12 protein-coding genes are annotated in these 19,716 nt (G+C 43.1%); 7 read left to right on the top strand and 5 right to left on the bottom strand.

Features of this window, described 5'->3' with window-relative positions:
* Positions 1-161: 161 nt before the first annotated feature.
* Complete coding sequence (locus JMX50_RS03785) at positions 162-914, bottom strand: hypothetical protein (RefSeq protein WP_201628493.1); 753 nt, start codon at positions 912-914, stop codon at positions 162-164.
* 238 nt (positions 915-1,152) lie between these two features.
* On the opposite strand from JMX50_RS03785, the gene JMX50_RS03790 reads away from it, so the two are divergent.
* Positions 1,153-1,566 (top strand): di-heme oxidoredictase family protein, encoded by a 414-nt coding sequence (locus tag JMX50_RS03790; RefSeq protein WP_265088580.1) that lies wholly within the window; start codon positions 1,153-1,155, stop codon positions 1,564-1,566.
* A 145-nt stretch (positions 1,567-1,711) separates the two neighbouring features.
* Here the strand turns inward: JMX50_RS03790 and JMX50_RS03795 are convergent, their stop codons facing one another.
* Entirely contained in the window at positions 1,712-2,656 is a 945-nt protein-coding gene (locus tag JMX50_RS03795; protein ID WP_201628495.1) for a bestrophin family protein, read from the bottom strand.
* Between the two features lie 298 nt (positions 2,657-2,954).
* Between JMX50_RS03795 and JMX50_RS03800 the strand changes: the two genes are divergently transcribed.
* Complete coding sequence (locus JMX50_RS03800) at positions 2,955-3,656, top strand: hypothetical protein (RefSeq protein ID WP_201628496.1); 702 nt, start codon at positions 2,955-2,957, stop codon at positions 3,654-3,656.
* A gap of 150 nt (positions 3,657-3,806) precedes the next feature.
* On the opposite strand, the gene JMX50_RS03805 is transcribed toward JMX50_RS03800, so the two are convergent.
* The gene (locus JMX50_RS03805; RefSeq protein ID WP_201628497.1) at positions 3,807-4,115 is read right to left on the bottom strand and encodes a hypothetical protein; all 309 of its coding nucleotides are present in this window, start codon (positions 4,113-4,115) and stop codon (positions 3,807-3,809) included.
* 358 nt (positions 4,116-4,473) lie between these two features.
* Here JMX50_RS03805 and JMX50_RS03810 point away from each other — a divergent pair, with 358 nt between their 5' ends.
* The 4 genes from JMX50_RS03810 (at position 4,474) to JMX50_RS03825 (ending at position 9,023) form a co-directional block, all read left to right on the top strand.
* The gene (locus tag JMX50_RS03810) at positions 4,474-5,130 is read left to right on the top strand and encodes a DedA family protein (protein ID WP_201628498.1); all 657 of its coding nucleotides are present in this window, start codon (positions 4,474-4,476) and stop codon (positions 5,128-5,130) included.
* A gap of 373 nt (positions 5,131-5,503) precedes the next feature.
* Positions 5,504-7,033: a copper-containing nitrite reductase gene (nirK, locus tag JMX50_RS03815; RefSeq protein ID WP_227670896.1), complete on the top strand. Its 1,530-nt coding sequence runs from the start codon at positions 5,504-5,506 to the stop codon at positions 7,031-7,033.
* Between the two features lie 209 nt (positions 7,034-7,242).
* A complete protein-coding gene (locus JMX50_RS03820; RefSeq protein ID WP_227670897.1) occupies positions 7,243-8,145 on the top strand; it encodes a formylglycine-generating enzyme family protein in 903 nt (300 codons plus the stop codon).
* Positions 8,146-8,243: 98 nt separating this feature from the next.
* Positions 8,244-9,023, top strand: a complete 780-nt coding sequence (locus JMX50_RS03825; RefSeq protein ID WP_201628499.1) for an SCO family protein — start codon at positions 8,244-8,246, stop codon at positions 9,021-9,023.
* Between the two features lie 185 nt (positions 9,024-9,208).
* Here the strand turns inward: JMX50_RS03825 and JMX50_RS03830 are convergent, their stop codons facing one another.
* Positions 9,209-10,756 (bottom strand): acetyl-CoA hydrolase/transferase family protein, encoded by a 1,548-nt coding sequence (locus tag JMX50_RS03830; protein ID WP_201628500.1) that lies wholly within the window; start codon positions 10,754-10,756, stop codon positions 9,209-9,211.
* A gap of 1,132 nt (positions 10,757-11,888) precedes the next feature.
* Between JMX50_RS03830 and JMX50_RS03835 the strand changes: the two genes are divergently transcribed.
* Positions 11,889-12,752, top strand: coding sequence for a universal stress protein (locus JMX50_RS03835; protein WP_201628501.1), 864 nt, complete (start codon positions 11,889-11,891; stop codon positions 12,750-12,752).
* A gap of 358 nt (positions 12,753-13,110) precedes the next feature.
* On the opposite strand, the gene JMX50_RS03840 is transcribed toward JMX50_RS03835, so the two are convergent.
* Complete coding sequence (locus JMX50_RS03840) at positions 13,111-19,467, bottom strand: YadA-like family protein (protein ID WP_201628502.1); 6,357 nt, start codon at positions 19,465-19,467, stop codon at positions 13,111-13,113.
* Positions 19,468-19,716 lie beyond the last annotated feature (249 nt).

Here is a 19,716-nt window from a genome sequence, read left to right on the forward strand (position 1 = left end):
TAGGGTGTGTTCTCATTTAAAAAATGGTGATAAAAATGAGATAAATTGCCGTCAAACAAGGAAAATAGCGCCGTTAATATCGGGATATTACCCAGCTATTTGACGAAGTTTGGCCATTTTTAGCCCATTTAGATGTCTAGCGCTTGAATTGAGGACATGCCCTAATACTGGCGTATGATCTCCACCTCTGGCGGCGGCGAACTCATTTCATGGCGCTCAAATTCCCAATTATGCCCTTGCCAAAAGTGCGCCGTTTTATCGTTGTCATTAAAACCTATCATTAATAATTGTAGCGGTAGCGGTGCTTTTTGCACTAGCTGCACATGCTCGCGCGCCGCTAGCAACAAGCGATACAACAAAAATCCTGACGAAGGGGCTGAAGAGTGAATATCTGTAAAGTAAGGATAGTCGTCAACGACCGGATGGCGCTCCGATAACACGCTATGATGCGCCGCATCTTGCAACAACACTTGCACTGCTGGTGGCAACGTCAGTATGCGATCATCATCAATCGGGTCATCATCGGGACTTGGGTCATCACTGGGCAAAGGAAATTGATAAGGCTGATTGCTCAGTAAAATACCTAATGGTGCCGCTTTTGCCATGCGCTTCATCACCGCGACATTGTTGCTCCTCGGTGGCAAACCAAAATGCAGTTTACTATCCCCAATTTGGCGAAAAAACAACAATTTAGGCAGGCTACTGGCTAGCGGATGGTTGGCAAAAAACTCAGCGTGGATGAAATGGTTAAATAATACCAAAACATCATCCGAACGTAATAACTGCTCAAGTTTATCAATACTGATAGAAGGATTATTGGCGATAAAGACGATGCGTTTATTTTGCTTTAACGCGTTTTGGATGTTGAGTGGCAAGGCCGTAAATGCAGCGGCTTCTTTGCTTATTTTATTCAAATTATCCTCATAATTATGGGCGGTTGATTATGATGTTAATAGCTTGTTATTGAACCAAATTTTCAAAAATTCAAGTCTGTATAAATGAGTTACTTTCCTCCTTAATATACCTTACTTTTTCATAGATAAAAGCCTATCTAACAATAATATTTATTCGCCTGCCTTGGATGCTGCTCTACGATTCACCCTATAAAACCATTAACCACCCTTCTATATAAAAAACACCTATCATTAAAATATCAAATCAACTTTATCGACCTTTAATAAAGGCGCGCAGCTGTTTACCCAAGTGGGCTGTGCAAGCTGTCATACGCCAAAACAAAAAACGGGCGCTAGTGTGCGCTTTCCGCTACTCGCCCAGCAAACCATTTATCCTTATACCGACTTATTGCTGCATGATATGGGCAGAGGCTTAGATGACGGCGTCAAGGAAAAAAATGCCGAAAGCTATGAGTGGCGTACACCGCCATTGTGGGGTATTGGTATTGTGGCGCGTGACCCAGAAGCACGGTTTTTGCATGATGGTCGCGCCAGCAGTTTGACAGAAGCGATACTTTGGCATGACGGTGAAGCAGAAAGCGCCAAGACACGCTTTAGGCAATTACCTGCCACACAACAACAAACCCTGCTAAGCTTTTTAAACAGCATTTAATTGTAATGATAACAAGGTAAAATAAAAAAGACCGCTCAATTGAGTGGTCTTTTTTATGCAGTATATTTTTTGGCAACCGATATTCTACTGCCGCAGACGCTATTTATAACAGAGCGATTTTTGCAAATTACCTATTATAAATCACTTATTGTAAATAGCCATTTTTAGCGGTGATATTCGGCGGCAACTCGGTTTCGCCCAAAGCTTCTAGCAAATTAATCTCGATAGTACGAGATAAGGCCGTCAGCGGTAATTGGTTGGCCGCCAATCCAAAAGGCTCTTCCAACTCTTCACTTAGCGCATCCAAACCAAAAAAGGTATAAGCAATAACGCCGCAAATCAAGGGCGTCACCCAGCCTAAAGAAGAAACCAGACCAAAAGGCAACATAAAGCAATATAGATACGTCGTGCGATGCACCAGTAACGTATAAGCAAACGGCAATGGCGTGCTATGAATACGCTCACAAGCGGACAAAACCACCGTCATCGAATTTAGGCGCTCATCCATATTTTGTATCATATGCTCTGAGGTCAAGCGCTGCCGCCGACAATAGCCAAGCTCCTTACCTAGCAAACGCAGTAGATAATCTGGTAAATTTTGCGCTTGCTGCATACTGGCATGATAGATAGGTTCTACAAAACGCCCAACATCTTGCCAAGGCGAGCTGTCACGCAGTCGATGACGTAAGGCATGGGTAAAAGCAATGCTTAAATACACCAATCGGCGCTGGCTATCTCGCCCCTCCTCACTTTCTCGCCCCTCTTCGCTGCTTTCATCTATATAAGACAGCACTTGACGGGTAAAGCTGCGCGTATCATAGACCAATTGACCCCATAGCCCACGAGCTTCCCACCAGCGCTGATAACTGGCATTGTTACGAAAACCTAAAAACAGCGATAAGGCTATCCCAAGTAAGGTAAACGGCGCGACGCTGTAAGAAGAAAACGAGCTGGGAAACCCATGCTGAATATTGGTGATAAAGGCACTAATCAAACTAATGAGCAAAATCTGCGGATAGACCTTTGGCAGGATGGAGCCACGCAAGGTAAAAAGCAGTTTGATGGCGCTTGGCTTTTGCTTGACGATCATTTTAACGTCCTAACGAATGGTGCTTATAGAAAATAACTATCGTTTTTGCAGGACGAAATGATAACAGACTAAGTAGGTATGAACAGCAAAAACACCTATTAATCCTGTTTTAATTGGCTAGTAGTTCTTATCGCCCATTTATTCAATAAATTTCTGCAAAATCATCGGTTGTTATAATGATGTAAGGATAGCAGGCGCAGGGATACACAGCAGATGTTATCGCTTAAAAATTCGATTATAGTAGATAGGTCTATCACTTATTAATAAATTGAAGTTAAATAAATCGAGGGAATACACCATGAAAAAATTAGGATTACTTGTCGCTGTATCGGTAGGCTTAAGCGCTTGTGCGGGTGGTATGAACGGTGGCACCACACCGGGCAATTCAAACAACATCGTCACTCAATATCCAGTTGAAGCGGCCATGCTCAATATTTATACCAAAGCCCGTAGCCAGAGCTTAGTGGCGACCGTCGGCAATCAAACGGCCTCTGCGGATATCAAAGTTACGCCCAAAGGCAGTATGGTCTTTAATAATAAACAAGTACAAGGCGCTGAAGTAAATACCATTAACAAAGTAAATAATCAAGTCACTGATCAATCGGTCGCCATTAATTACTTTACCCTTAATCCATTGGTATTCCATGGTTTCACTGATAGCTCAGGTAAGTATTCACTGTCGAATCAGACCACAACCATTCCCAAAATGGCAACGGTTGGCTCATCAAGCAAATTGATTACTGAAGACGTTTACGCTGATAGAAGTATGCGTAAAAAAATAGGCACTTATAATCAAGATTGGTCTTTGACTAGAGACAGCAATAATACCGCGTGGTTTTGTATAGAAACCTCAAGCAATCTGCTGCTCAATAACGATCCTAATGGCAGCTCGTCAGAATGCTATAAAATCAATGCGCGCGGCGATATCTTAGACAGTAAAGTAACCATCAGCCAACCATCTTCTAATGGCGCTAAAACAATTACCTTTACCAGTCGATAGTTATCATACTATCTCTAAAGAGCTATAGTTTTAATAAAACTGAAATACAAAGAGCTGCAAACAATTTGCAGCTCTTTTTTAGTAACTTATTCAAATCAAACACTTGAACATTTAAAACTTGCCCGTCAAAAGCTTGAGTAATTTAAGTATTTACTGCACGCCATCTGCTGGGGTTTGATCCAAATTTGCATTACTCTCGTTGACAGTCACAGTGTCATCGCCTTTCTGCTCACCATCATTACCCGACATTCCATCTGCGGTCATACCCGTTTCGACAACTTCAGTACCTTCTTCACTCGCCTCGTCGACAGCCACATCATCTGTCACTTCGGTCGAATCTGCCGCCACATCTTCTCTCTCATTACTACAAGCCGTAACGCCGACAATACTGGCAAACAATGCGATCCATAACGCCTGCCGCGCTTTGGTTAATCCTACATTTGCTGTTATTTTATTCATCTTAATCTCCTTGATAGCTCTCTAAATACTAAACGCTTAATGAGGTTTTTTGTGCTAAAAAACCTTTATGAAATATCAATAGTCTAAAATAAGCACGATTAAGACGACCTTATGCCATAAACTTGACAGTAAATAGAAGCTTCTTGTGTGTTTTTATTAACTATTTATTAAGATAAATAAAATACTAAGCCTGTACAGATTGCGCTCTGTCCTCAGACCGCTCTCAGATAAACGCATTAAATGACGGACTTTTAGCAATATTTAATACATACTAAGCCCGTAATTTAGTACAAATAATTTTGATAAATGCCCGTATGATTTATTGTTTCTTTATTCCAACCTTGAGCGAGTCTTTACAATGGATCAAATGAGTGCATGGGTACTCGGTATCATGGCAAAATTCGGTTACTTTGGCATTATTTTTGCCATGTTTGCTGAAAATATCTTTCCACCTATCCCTTCTGAGGTCATCATGCCAGCCGCTGGTTTTGCCGCTGCCAAAGGCGATTTAAGCATTATTTTGGTGATATTGGCCGGTACGCTTGGGGCGGTGCTGGGTGCGCTGCCTTTATACTATGTGGGTCGCGTATTTGATGAGCCGCGTTTGGTCGCATTTACGGAAAAGTATGGTAAATATCTGTTTGTAAAGCCTGCTGATATCACCGCGGCAAATGCATGGTTTGATAAACATGGCAAGATGGCAGTGTTTTTTGGACGTATGGTGCCGGGGGTGCGCTCGCTGATTTCTATCCCAGCTGGCATGAATAGAATGGCGCTATTGCCCTTTTTGGCATTGACGGCTTTAGGGGCTAGTATTTGGACAGCGATATTGGCTTTAGCGGGCTATTACTTAGGTCAAAACTATGACGCCGTCGCCGGCATGTTAGCACCTTACTCCAAAGCAATCGGCATACTGATAGTGGTCGCTGTGATTGGTTTACTTATTAAACGCCGTTTATCCAGTCAAGAAAGTACGAATGATAAAAACAGTAGTAGTAATAGTAATGAGCGTTAAAAAAGCTTTTCTTACTGTCGAACCGGTAATTACGCTTGATTAAGAGGTTAAAAACTCTCAACGTTTAGACTATTCAGAACATTACTTTCTAGTGCACTAAATTGTAAAAATACCTAGCTAAATTCATAACTCGCCAGTACAAAAAGCGTGAATAAATCTTACTGGAATAATTCGCTTATTCTATAACATTCATTTAAAATGAATCTTATAGAAGCCAATTTAGAAGCTCGCAACTTTTATAATGTTGTTATTTAATTTTTTTGTTTTGATAGTGATATTTGCTTTTCATCACAATTAACATTGGGATGATTAGAAGAAATAAAAATCGAGCTTTGTTAAATGAGCCACTTATTTTTAATTTTTGGAGAGTCTTATGCGCCTTTTTAATTCAACATCTTCTGAGCATCAATCACTTACCTACTCTAAGCTTGCCCTAGCATGTCTACTCGCTCTTGGCACAGCAGGGATGGTTGGTTGTGATAAATCAACCCCTGATGATGATGCTACTGCAACCACAACAGAGACTACTCAAGCCAAAAAGGATAGCAAGGCGCCAAATACTAAAAATGGTGAGTTACCAGTGATTGACGCTATTATCACCCATGCGCCTGATGTGCCTCCACCCATCGATCGTGACTATCCAGCAAAAGTCATCGTAAAAATGGAAACTGTGGAAAAAACCATGCGCTTAGCGGATGGCGTTGAGTATAATTTCTGGACGTTTGGCGGTCAGGTACCAGGACAGTTTATTCGCGTGCGTCAAGGTGATGAAATTGAGTTTCATTTGTCAAATCATCCTGACTCTAAAATGCCGCACAATATTGATTTACACGCCGTGACTGGTCCAGGGGGCGGTGCCGCCTCTTCCTTTACTTCACCTGGTTATACCTCTGAGTTTAACTTTAAAGCCTTAAAACCCGGCTTATACGTTTATCATTGTGCGGTAGCGCCCGTCGGAATGCACATCGCAAACGGTATGTACGGTCTGATTTTGGTTGAGCCAGAAGAAGGCTTACCAAAAGTTGATCGTGAATTCTACGTGATGCAAGGCGATTTCTACACCAAAGGTAACTATGGTGATAAAGGGTTACAACCTTTTGATATGGAAAAAGCGGTGAAGGAACAAGCTGACTACGTGTTATTTAACGGTTCAGTAGGTGCGCTAACAGGTGAAAACGCGCTTAAAGCGAAAGTTGGTGAAACGGTTCGTCTGTTTGTCGGTAACGGTGGTCCTAACTTGGTTTCATCCTTCCACGTCATCGGTGAGATTTTTGATAAGGTAAATATGGAAGGCGGTAGCGCTGAGAACCATAATGTTCAAACCACGCTTATCCCCGCAGGTGGCGCGGCTATTACCGAATTCAAGGTAGATGTACCAGGTGAACTTGTGATGGTTGACCACTCTATTTTCCGAGCATTTAACAAAGGGGCACTTGGTATCATCGATGTCGAAGGTCCTGAAAATGCAAAAATCTACTCTGGAAAAGTACGTGAAGAGGTCTATTTACCTGAAGGCTCAGCGGCGCAAAGCATTGGCAAAACCAATGCACCGGCTCCCGTAGTGACCGCTACCAACAAGCAAGAAAGAATTAAAATGGGTGAATCTGTTTATGCCAGTAACTGTGCGGCCTGTCACCAATTAAATGGTGCTGGTATACCAAAAGCATTCCCACCCTTGGCCAAATCAGACTACCTCAACCAAGACCCCAAACGTGCTATCAATGCTATTTTGCATGGCTTGACAGGCAAAATCACCGTCAACGGTGAAGAGTACAACAGTGTCATGCCAGCGGTCGCCTTAGATGATGAAAAAGTCGCTAACGTCGTCACTTATATCATCAATAGTTGGGGCAATAAAGGTGGTGAAGTCACCCCAGCAGATGTCAAAGCCGCTCGTAAATAACCAAATATTCTATCGTTACATCAAAACGGTGTCTGACTCAATCAGAGTTTGGCACCGTCACTATAAATAAAGCTTTAAAAACAGAAAGCTTTGATAGTGGTTTATTGACTAAATGGCTCATTAACTAAATGACTAAATGGCTAAATGAATAACGGCTTGATTGACTGCTATACGCCCCGCCCTTTTTTGGGACTACTAGGAGATTAGTTATGTTATGGACTCACATCACTAACACTCACAAAAGCAACACTCGCAGCATTAAAATTTACAAAAACAAAACTTTAAAAATTAACACCCAAAAGATTCTGAATACGACTGCTCGCCCGCTAGCACTGTTATTGGTCGTTAGCGTACTGACCGTAACAACAGACTTTGGGTTTATGAGCACACAAGCGCAAGCAAAAGAGCTGACCATTCAGCCCGGTACTTATCGTCCGTTATATTTGAGTAAAAATTCACCGTTAGTGGCAGTCGATACATTCAAAATTGATGAGTTACCAGTTACTAACATACAGTTTTATCAGTTTTTAAAAGAAAACCCAAAGTTTCGCCAACGGGCGATTGCGCCTATTTTTGCCGATGCCGGTTATTTAAAACACTGGATTAATACCAAAGATATCTCTGTGCCTAAAAAGGCTGATTTTCGTCAGCCTGTGGTCAATGTGTCATGGTATGCCGCCAATCAATATTGCCGCGCTCAAAACAAGCGCTTGCCAACCGTTGAACAGTGGGAATATGTCGCACAGGCTTCTACGACCAATAAAAACGGTAGCTTGGAGACCCGCTACAACCAACGCATCCTTGATTGGTATAGCAAATCATCTGGTAGCAAAGACCAACTTGCTGATGTCGGACAAAGCCCTGTTAACTATTGGGGCGTAAAAGACATGCACGGTTTGATTTGGGAATGGACAGAGAATTTTAACAATAGCTTAGTCACTGGCGAATCACGTTCAGACAGCAACCTGAACCAACAGATGTTTTGCGGCTCGGGCGCAGCAGGTGCGGTCGACCCAAGTGATTATGCGGCATTTATGCGTTATGGTTTTCGCTCAAGCTTAGAAGCCAAATACACGGTTAGCAGTCTTGGTTTTCGTTGCGCTAGTAATTAATTTACCTCAAAAAAGCGCCCTTTTAACATATTACCCTTTTAACATAGCGCCCTACTTTTTATGCTCAATTCAATTTAATGGCCTTTAAGGATTGTCTCATGAAAACAATAAAAACCATGCAAAATACAAGACTGCAAAATACAGCGACTCACCTATTGTCTAATGTGGCTCATGCTATCAAACTGACTATGACTGCGGGACTATGCATTGGCTTACTCGCTTGTAGCAATCCTGACGCCCCTAACTCGTCGTCAACACAAAACAGTCAACCTGATCCTACTTCTGAGTCTAGAGTAGCGAAAGATGCTCATCACGATACGAAGGACATAGATCATAAACAGATGAATCATACCGATATGAATGCACACGAGCCTGCAGAAGCGTTAGGGCAAGATTACTCTATCTATCAAGCTGGCGGCGACTGGACAGACCATCATGGCAATACCTTTGAGCTTGATAAGCTTAAGGGTACAAATCAAGTAGTGGTGATGGCTTATACCAGCTGTCAGCACACCTGCCCTATCTTAGTGCAATCAATGAAACAGATGTATCAAGAGATGACGCCTGAAGCGCGTGCGCAAACGGAGTTTTTACTGGCGACATTAGACACTGAGCGCGATAGCGTCGAGGTGATGAAAAACTTTGCTGAGCATAATGATCTTGGCGATAACTGGCGCCTGATTCGTAGCGATGAAGCCAGCACGCGTATGCTTGCCAATACCTTAAATATCAAATATCAATTTGCCGATAATGGCGATATTAACCATTCCAACCTGATTTCTGTGTTAGATAAAGATGGTCGCTTAGTCGCCCAAGGCGTCGGTGTTGCCGACTCTGGCATTGAGCCGTTGATTGAGTATTTAAACAGCCATAGTTAAACCTTTAAAAACCATACCTTTAAAACTACATTTTTAACCTTTACCTTACTTTTAAATTTACCTTTATTTTAAAGACAAAAAAAACACCGCTTATCTGCTAGCAGACAAGCGGTGTTTTTAATGGTGCAATCAGCTATGTCGCTGATTCTGGCGTTAAATCTTTAATTAGGTATTTAATTAAGCATTTAAACTGCCAAAGCCAAACCTTTTTTGACGCGCATATCACCGGTTTCAACATAACGTTGATGCCATGACAATGCTTCACTCAAGATATGAGGCGTTTGCATACCAGCAGTCTGTGCAGCGCGATCATAGTAATCTTGCAGCATAGGACGATAATCAGGATGGGCGCAGTTATCAATGATTTTTTGCGCGCGTTGACGCGGTGATAAACCACGCAAGTCAGCCAAACCTTGCTCAGTGACAATAATCATCACGTCATGCTCAGTATGGTCAACGTGTGACACCATAGGCGTGATGCACGAGATAGCGCCACCTTTGGCAACCGATGGGCTTACAAACATTGAGGTAAAGGCGTTACGAGCAAAGTCGCCAGAGCCGCCCAAACCATTCATCATGTTTGTACCCATGACGTGGGTTGAGTTGACGTTGCCATAAAGGTCACACTCAATCATCGCGTTGATAGCTAAAACGCCTAAGCGACGTGAGACTTCAGGATGGTTGGTGATTTCTTGTGGACGCAGGATAATGCGTTTGCGCAATTCTTCGATATTGGCGTTAAAACGATCTAATGCATCTGGGCTTAATGACATGGCGGTTGCAGAAGCTTGGGTCATTTTGCCTGACAGAATCAAATCTAACATACCGTCTTGTAATACTTCGGTATAGCCGGTTAGATTCTCAAACGGACTGGCTTGCAATCCTGACAATACCGCATTGGCAACGTTACCGACACCCGACTGGATAGGCAATAAACTGGCTGGCATGCGACCTTTTTTTACTTCTTCATGGAAGAAGTCAATGATATAACCAGCAATTTTGGTTGAGCATTCGTCAGGATCAGCAAATTTGCTATTGCGGTCTGGTGAATCTGTTAAGACCACGGCAACGACTTTATCTAAATCACAGGTTAGGTAAGGTGAGCCAACACGCTCACCTGGCGTGGTGATTGGAATCGGTTTGCGATACGGCGGTACACCGATGTCATCAAAAACATCGTGCATGCCTTCTAACAGAATATTTTGGCGGCTGTTTACTTCAAGGATAATCTGGTCGGCATTATCTAACCAAGCATTATTGTTACCGATAGAGGTAGAAGGAATCAGGCGACCGTCTGGTAAAATTCCAGCAACTTCAACCACCGCTATATGCATGTCACCATAAAAACCAAAGGTGCTTTGCTGCGCGACATGGGACAAGTGCATATCGAAATAATGCGTTTCGCCAGTATTGATTTGTTTACGAAGGGCAGGTTCTGACTGATAAGGCGTGCGCATCTTGATACCGTTGGCTTCAGCCAATACGCCATCACATTCTGCGGCAGTTGAGGCGCCGGTTAACAAACCGATTTTGAACTCTTCGCCGCGCGCTTGGGCAGCTTTGATACGCTCTGCTAATGCGGATGGGACGGCTTTTGGATAGCCTGCTCCAGTAAAACCACTCATTCCAACATTCATATCATGTAAGATAAAGGTAGCTGCTTGCTCAGCAGACATGATCTTTTCACGCAAACCTTCATGACGGACGCGCTCTTCGTGGTTAATTGTACTCATACCTTATTTTCCTAGTAACTTCCCTATTAACACCAAACCCTCAGATTAATAGAATAATGAGACGTTTGATACCGAACCAACGATAAAATACAATAGAGCATATTAACAACTTTACGATAAAAAACAAGTTGATTGTCTCATGTTTTAATATTAGCACTTAAAAATTCATACTTATTTATTGACAATCGTTCACTATTAAAAAAATATTTAAGTTCGTTTTTCTAACGACCTTTGAATAAAGTGTTTATTGTTTATATAATAGAAGCTACTTATTTTTTGTTTTTTATCATCTATAATGAATTCATATAACTGTTGTAGATTAAATCGTCTTATTTATTTATCGTTAAAATTGCCATACAAACAAGTCTAGTCATACAAAATTCAGTGTGACGTTTGTCTCTATTAACAACTCAGTACGACAAGCCATACAATCCCAACCTGACATATAAACCTAATTTTTCTAGTAAACTGAAACAGTTAGCGAATAAAAAAGCTTTTCCACATAATAATGCCTTTAAAAAACAATGACAGTAAGCGTAAAAAAGAGATTCATTTTTACATAACCATATAACTATTCATTATCAATGAATAAAAATTACAAGACAATAATATTGATACTTTCAAATAAAAAACGATTGAAAAAATTATAGATATCGCGTTTGTAATTAATAATAAATGAATATTCGAAACTACTAAGACAGCATTTTATTGATTAGACACTAACATTTATAGCGGTTTAAAAATTGATACATAATGGAATATTGTTCTATCTTTAAAATTATTTTATTTAACTTTAAATTTTTTATCGTTTACAAGCCATACCTTTGCTAGAACGTTGATAAGAAGTTGCGACGATATAGACGCTGTGCTTTAAGCATGCACGTTGCCACTGAGATGAGCTTTTCAAAATGCTTAGACTACAAAGTGCACGGTGAGCTGAGAATCTATGTCAGTAAAGCACCGTTTAAGATATTTCTCTGTGATTTTGCAATGATACGATTTGAGGTAAGATGGTAGTCAAAGATGAATGATTGGCGATTTAATTGAAAAGTAGATGCTTACCCTGTCTTAAAAAAGCATTCTATCAATAAACCTGTTTCTCAAAGTATAAATGCAAATCTAAGGACAGATTATGATAACGGAAGAGCACGTTTTAGCTTGTATCGATGGCTCAGCAGTGACTGGGTCAGTATGCGATTATGCGGCGTGGTATGCAAAAAAGCTGAATTTAGCGGTGGGATTATTGCACGTCAGCGATGTGGCAGCATCGGTCAGACGCGACTTATCAGGAGCCATCGGCATTAACAGCCGCCAGTCTTTGCTCGATGAGTTATCAAAGCTCGATGAACAAAGGGCAAAAGTCGTAAACAGCTATAGTAATGCGTTGGTACAAGATGCAAAAAGCCATATCCAAAGTAACTTTGCAGGCGTGACCGTCTGTATCTATCAACGCCGCGGTAAGCTGCTGCCAGCGATTGAGCATTTTCAAGAAAAAAACCGTGCTATCGTCATGGGTCGCCGCGGGGAAGACCATAAAAACAGCCGCATCAATATCGGTAGCCAAATCGAAACGGTTGCCCGTGCCTCAAACGTACCGGTGTTGATTTGTTCAGAGAAATTTAAAGAGCCTCAATCATATATGGTGGCGTTTGACGGTAGTAAAACCGCGATTAAAGCCATACGAATGCTTGCAGAGAGCAACCTTTTACAAGGCTTGCAAGGTCATATCGTGATGATCGGACATGATAATGAGGCATCTAAAAAAAGCCTTGAAGAGGCTGTAATCCAAATGAGAACCGCAGGCTTTAGCGTAGACTCCCATCATTTACCACAGCTTGACGCGGTTAATGGCTTACTTAGTTTTCAGCTTGAAAATAATATTGATATCATTGTGGTTGGGGCTTATGGACGCTCTAAGCTCCAGCATTTATTTTTGGGTAGTACCACGACAGAGATTATCGCTAGTACCCTATCGCCTGTTATTTTAGTGCGTTAGACATTTGATAATACAGACTTTAATGTCATCAGCCTTTATAGTCAGTGAAAAGTAATATCGATACATCACGCGCTGCTGATATCAATTTTTCTTGCTTGCTGTGCCTGCGCAGACAGAGGCTACAAAAAATTGATATCAGCAATACCGTAGCGTTTTTAGGGTATTTTGACTATAGTTCACAACGTTAGTTTTTATTGATTTAATTCAACATCCTATACTTTATAGGATAATTTCCATCCATAAAAAAGCAAGGCATCTGATGCCTTGCTTTTTTTGTTTTACTTATTTTACTTTACCTAGTGATTCAATGACTATTTAGCTTGGCAGCTTAATTTAGCTGAACTATCGGGCTAGCCAATTAGTCAAAGTGGAAGCCTGCGCCAATTGCAGCACCTACGTTCCCTTGGGTGTCCGCTGTACCATTCAGCTTCATCACCCAACGTCCATCATTAGACATTTTCGAGAAGCCAATCGCAACGGCACTTTCACCATTATAGGTTGCGATACCGCCGCCTATCATGGGTTTACCGCTGATGAACGCTTGTGGCAATGAAGACATGGCCATAGCGGCTGAGATACCTGCGTTGGCGTCATCTTCGACTTCGCCAATTTTGTAGCCAAGCTCATTGATGCTGTTACCCAAACCTCTGCTAACAGCGTCTAATTGCCCGAAGTTCACAGCGTCTCTAGGTGCCATGCCATCCGCAACATTCGTCACCTTAGTACCAGCGGCATTGATACCGGCAGCCGTCATACTAGGGGCCGTTTCGGCATTACCTGCATAGATGCCAGCAGCTGTCATACTTGGGCCATTTTTAATAGTAACACCACTATTATTAACCGTCGTATTGCCAGTCGTCACGCTCTCTACGTTGATATTACCGTTCAGGTCAAACTTGATGCTACTGCCTTCAGCGGTGGTCTTAATGTTATTACCGCCTTTGAAGCTGAGTACACTACCATCACCGATTGGTTTGTTGATGACGGCACCGCTGTCGGCTCCAAAGTTGAGACCAGCATCGATTTTATCCTTGTTGGCTTTGATGTTGGTGGTATTGGTAGTGATATTCGCAGTATTCGTTACGATATCAGCTGTGTTTTTGGTGATGTTGGTGGTATTGGTTGCGATGTTTGTCGTATTCGTCGCAATGTTTGTAGTGTTGGTTTGAATGTTTTCAGTCATGACAACCTCGCCACGCTTGATAGAAGCAATCGCACCATCAATACTACCTTCGCCAGTACCACCGATGTTGTTATTGGTAAAGGTGCCAGTTGCAGGATCATAAGTCGTGTTACCCCCTATAATACTGCTGATACCCATACCTTGGGCGTAGAGCTGACCACCATTGATAGCATCTTTACTATCTGCAGCAACCTCACCACTCACAACGTTTGTAATCTTAGTGTCAGCAGCATCAATGCCAGCTTTAGTGACACTAGGTCCTCCTGCGATAGTTAAACCCTCGTTGTTTAGGGTGCTATCAGCTGTTTGCACACTATCTACCACAAGGTTTTTGTTTAAATTAAAGCTGACATCATTATTGCCTGCTGTTTTGGACACTGTAATATTGCCGTCAGTGTTGTTTAGATCAACGCTATCACCAGCTAGCACTTTGCTAGCGTTAGTAGCTTGAGCGCTGACATTCCAGCCTTTACTTAACGCAAAGGTGGTAGCCTCTAACTGTCCAACAGTAGCAGCGTCAGTAAAATCAATACCTGCCGCGACGTTTGTGATTCTGTTGAAACCGTTATTCAGACCACCGGCACCTAGAATAACGGTTCTACCTGGCTCATTACCTACAAAGGTAAAGCCGGTGTTATTCATGATGCTATTACCCATTTGCATACGACCCTCGTCGCCTAGGTTCAACTGGTTATTCAGTTTAACTTGGACACCAGCTGCCGAAGCAGTGGTAGTGATATTACTATCACCCGTCACATTGATGGTATCTCCTAAGGCAAACTGTTGATCATTGGCACTATTACCATCGCCAATTTTAATACCTTTGGCAACGTCTTCGTTAGTCTTAAACAACTGACTACCGTTAACTGCATCCTTACTAGTAGTGCTCAACAATCCATCAGCAACATTAGTGATTTTGTTGTTGCCATTGTTAAGCCCATTATTAGTAAGTACTACTTGACCATTATCACCATTATATAAAGTAATACCTGCATTATTAACCTGAGTATTTCCAGTGGTAACGCTGCCTGTATTACCAAGATTAATATCTTTAGCCAATCTGACAGTTAAGGTATCAGCACCATTAGCAGTGACACTGATATTTTTCGTTGCTGGGTCAGCATTGATAGTATCGCCGCCTTTAACCGTGAGCTTTTGACCAAGCTTACGATTGACATCTGTCCCACTGTCACCACCAAAGTTTAAGCCTTTATCAATGGTAGCATTGGCCAAGTTCAGCTGTCCAACGTTAACAGCATCAGTATCCGCCTCACCCGCTTTCACATTCGTGATCTTATTACCGCCGTTGTTAAGTCCAGCACTATTAAGTACGACTGTCCGAGCTAGAGTTGGGGCCACTATGGTCATACCATCCTGACTAACTGTGGTATTACCCATTTTCACACTATTTAGTACCAGATCTTGAGCAGTCGCAACTTTGATACCTCCGTCTTGTGCCGTTAGAACGATGTTATCGCCTTTGAGGAAGTTGGCAGTATTGTTGCTCTTAATAATGGTTTTAACAGCAGTGCCATCAATCTGAGTAACAACAGATTGTAAGGCGCTATCTGCACTACTCAAGCTTGTTTTAGTAGAGTCACTCAAATCAACTTTGTAGTCAGTGACGTTGTTGGCATCTTTAATACCAGTGGTAACCGTTACCGCAGCTGAACCTGCTGATGCGGTCGTGCCATTGGCATTAACGGTATATACGTCTTGTCCATTAGAACCGGTTGTTTTATCAACACTAGTTACGTTGGTACCTTTAACAACCTCAGTTCTAGACCCGGCAGCTGCACTCTTAACATCACCAATGTTTGCAGCGTTGGTTACATTTGTACCACCACTAGCCACGTTAGTGATTTGCCGGCTACCCGCATCTACACCACCACTTCTAGTAACACTTGGACCACCAATAATATTAAGACCATCCATAGTCAAAGCAGTACTAGGAATACCTAAGGGACCATTGACGAACACTCCTAAACCATTTACGTCAGTGCTAGCTAATGAATTACCTGTACTAATACCTAAACGGTCAACCGTAGTTACAGGGCCGAGACCATATGGACTACTTGTACCCATTTTCACACTACCAGTCTTGCCTAGATCTATATTTTTCGCCAGTTTGACAGTTAAGGTACCAGGACTGGTCGCTTCCACACCGATGTTGTTGTCCGATAATGGGGTGGTTGCTCCCCCTTTCACGGTAAGCTTTTCACCAAGTTTGCGATTAACCGTTGTCGTTGTGTTGTCACCAGTAAAGTTAAGACCTAGATCAACGACACTTGAGACGCCACCTTTTAGTTGCGCCACGTTCACCGCATCACTGTCATTGGTACCAGCGGCTAGATTGACGATCTGACGGGTGCCACCTTTAGCGCCGGTTCCTACTGAAACGGCACCGTAATCTGCGCCACTTTGAGTGTTTGTGATGGCAGTAGCATCTGCTGCACTTGCGCCTGTTGGAATATAGGCAACTGCACCACCAGCAACACTAGCCACCGATCCTGCACCTAGCGCTACTGAACCTTTTGCACTCGCTGACGATCCCATGCCAAAGGCGGAGGATGCAACACCTGATGAGGAGGATTGTACGCCAATGGCGGTAGACAATGCCCCTTGAGACAGTGCTTTTGCGCCCATGGCGATGGAGGCGGCGCCACCCGATTCAGTATTTACTTGATACGGCGGCGTTTCAACCAAATCACGACCAGTATAAGCTTTGAAGGTGGTGTTAACGCTACCACCGTTGATGGTACCACTAGCAGCTCCTGTGAGATTGGCTTGAGAGGCTGCATCTAGATCATCGCCACCAATGGCGATAGAGGACGCACCTGATGAGACAACGTTTGCACCAATGGCAATAGACTGCTCACCACTTGCGGTGGTTTTCTGACCACTTGCGCCACTACCAATTGAGATGGCTTGACTGCCTGAGGCGACTGAGTTTCGACCCATGGCCATGGCGTTTTGACCCGTTGCACCTAGATTGTCATCGTTGGTGCCACCTGTCGAGTTGACACTGTAGTACTTGGTCTTGTTAGCGGCGACGGTACTTTGAATATCACCGATGTTGGCCGCGTTGGTAAGCGTTGTGCCACCACTAGCCACGTTAGTGATTTGCCGGCTACCAGCATCTACACCACCACTCTTAGTGATGCTTGGACCGTTGAGGATGGTCAAACCATTACTAGTCAAAGCTACACTAGAGGGGTTTAATGGATTTAAACCTGTTACTGTGATACCTGCACCACTGACCGTAGTAACGCCACCCGTTAGCAATCCACCTGTTACCATGCCAAGGTGATTAACATTAGTGCCACTTAATAAGTTACCTGTGGTAACACTACCGTTATTCCCTAAATCTAGATTGTTGTTGAGCTCAATTTCGACGTTGCCGTTAACGGTGTTAACTCGTGTATCGATATTACTATTAGAACCAACTACCTCAACCTGTTCTCCTAGTTGTTTCATTACAATTTGACCATCGGCAGCTTTTAAGCCAAAGCCTTTGTTAACCTGAGTGTTCGTGGCATGCAACTGGCTACCATTAATCGCATCCGTACTGGCTGCATCCACAACACCCGGAGCAACGTTTTGAATTTGTCGTTCAGCACCGACAGCGCCTACCGATACTGTCTTGGCACCACGGGTCAAACCCGCAACTGGTATATTGTTAATAGAAAAACTTCCAGTGTGCTGAGCTCCAGTAATGGAACTATTCCCCAGAGCCACACTACCTGACTGCCCTGCAATAGCACCGCGACCTAAAGCTGTAGCGTTACTGACTGCACTAGATGCCTGACCAATAGCAGTACCGCCAATAGACGCTGTAGAATTAGAGCCAAGCGCTATCGCGTAGTTGCCTGACGAGGCGCGGTCACCCAAGGATACGGCATGGTTGCCAGACTTCGATTTCAATCCAATTGATAATCCGTTTCTGGTACCGGCTGCAGCTGAAGCATCTCGACCAATTGCAATACTGTCCTCGCCATTGATCTTCGCACTTTCGCCAAGAGCGATGGAATGATTACCACCAGCATTAATCGTAACATTATTACCAAGCACAAAAGCCTTGTTAGCCGCGATTGTATTATTATTACCAACTGCATAACTACCCGTACCACTGACAACGTTAGGGTCACCAAATGCGCCTGAGTTATCTCCGATTACTTGGTTACCCGTACCGATGGCGATACTGTTCACACCACCCGCTTCTGTACCCTTACCCATAGCAATGGAATTCTCACCCGTAGCTTTAGCCGTTTGGCCAACAGCCGTGCTGTACATGCCTTGAGCACGAGAGTTTGTACCCATTGCAGTTGCACCGTACTGATCTGCTCGTGCACCAAAACCAACTGCGGTAGCTGAACCAGCAAACGCTTGTGCAGCTGAGCCTAAAGCAGTTGACTCAGAACCTGTGGCTGAAGCTTCGGCACCCATGGCAACTGCACGATTATTTGTAGCAGTCGCTTTAACACCAGCTGCTAGTGAGCTATTGCCCGTAGCACCATCGTTATTGTAGTTATCTTGTTGCACGCTGCCATCATTGACGCTGTAGTAATGTGTCTTGTTAGCCACAACCGTAGTGCTTAAATCCTTAACAGACTCATTGGTTGCATGCAACTGGCTACCATTAATCGCATCGGTACTGGCGGCACTCACCTCACCACTAGCGACATGCTTAATTTGACGCTCACGTCCCGATGAACCAACAGAGACCTGTGCCCCTTTATCATTCGTTGCACCAGTGTAGAAATAGTCCTTATTGCCAATAGTAAGCTTGTCTTGGTAAGTCGCATCAGTGAGTGTAGTTGACCCTGCACCTAGTGCTACTGAGCCCTTTTTACTTGCTGAAGAGCCCATACCAAAGGCAGAAGAGGCGTCACCTGATGAGCTTGAACGGACGCCGACAGCGGTAGAGAGATTGCCTTTAGAGTGCGCTTTGACACCAATGGCAACAGAGGCTGCACCACCAGATTCAGTGTGATCACTATAATCACCTACCGTAACAAGACCGCCTATGCTGCCTGTATAAGTATTGAATAGTGCATTAACCCCATTCACCTTTGAGGCGTCATCTAAATCATCACCACCGATAGCGATGGAAGAGTTGCCGCTTGATTCAACGTTTGCACCAATGGCAATAGACTGCTCTCCACTAGCAGTGGTGTTTTGACCACTTGAACCGCCACCAATGGCTATGGCCTGACTACCTAAAACTGTGGCATTCTTACCTATAGCGATGCCATGAAGACCTCCTGTTGTAGCATTAATTCCGCATTTTATCTCTGTACTAGCGTCGCAAGGTACAGCAATCGCCTGCATACTAAATCCAGCCGTCACTAACCCCAACCAGATAGTGGTTATACGAAAAATACGGGTAGATGAAAGAGTAGATGTGGTATTGATAGTAGCGTTTGCGCTCACGCTAGATTTTGACGACTTACCACGCGCTTTGGCGTACTCAGAAACTGCCATAAAGCAGTTTAAAGACGCATTCCATATCACTTTATAATTCCGATTCATGGTATGTACTCCCTTACAGACTTATTAGATTTGAGAAATTAAAGTTAAAATCCATTTTTAGAGAGTTGATATGACAAAATAAAACGGGTTATATACTCATAGGGTAAAAGCTATATTTGGGGGATTGTTACTCGTGTCAACACTTAACAAACAGTACGTCTTGTTTTGTAAAATCATTATTACTCTCTGTATATTATTATTAACGAATATACAGAGAGTAACAATGCCGCTCGTCGGGGATTTAATACC

This window comes from Psychrobacter maritimus (genome assembly GCF_904846345.1).
Classification (GTDB): Bacteria; Pseudomonadota; Gammaproteobacteria; order Pseudomonadales; family Moraxellaceae; genus Psychrobacter; species Psychrobacter maritimus.

Coding starts and splice junctions, on each gene's coding strand:
- JMX50_RS03825 (WP_201628499.1), top strand. CDS start 8,244: ATGAAAACAATAAAAACCATGCAAAATACAAGACTGCAAAATACAGCG.
- JMX50_RS03835 (WP_201628501.1), top strand. CDS start 11,889: ATGATAACGGAAGAGCACGTTTTAGCTTGTATCGATGGCTCAGCAGTG.
- JMX50_RS03810 (WP_201628498.1), top strand. CDS start 4,474: ATGGATCAAATGAGTGCATGGGTACTCGGTATCATGGCAAAATTCGGT.
- JMX50_RS03800 (WP_201628496.1), top strand. CDS start 2,955: ATGAAAAAATTAGGATTACTTGTCGCTGTATCGGTAGGCTTAAGCGCT.
- JMX50_RS03805 (WP_201628497.1), bottom strand. CDS start 4,115: ATGAATAAAATAACAGCAAATGTAGGATTAACCAAAGCGCGGCAGGCG.
- JMX50_RS03820 (WP_227670897.1), top strand. CDS start 7,243: ATGTTATGGACTCACATCACTAACACTCACAAAAGCAACACTCGCAGC.
- JMX50_RS03830 (WP_201628500.1), bottom strand. CDS start 10,756: ATGAGTACAATTAACCACGAAGAGCGCGTCCGTCATGAAGGTTTGCGT.
- JMX50_RS03795 (WP_201628495.1), bottom strand. CDS start 2,656: ATGATCGTCAAGCAAAAGCCAAGCGCCATCAAACTGCTTTTTACCTTG.
- JMX50_RS03840 (WP_201628502.1), bottom strand. CDS start 19,467: ATGAATCGGAATTATAAAGTGATATGGAATGCGTCTTTAAACTGCTTT.
- nirK (WP_227670896.1), top strand. CDS start 5,504: ATGCGCCTTTTTAATTCAACATCTTCTGAGCATCAATCACTTACCTAC.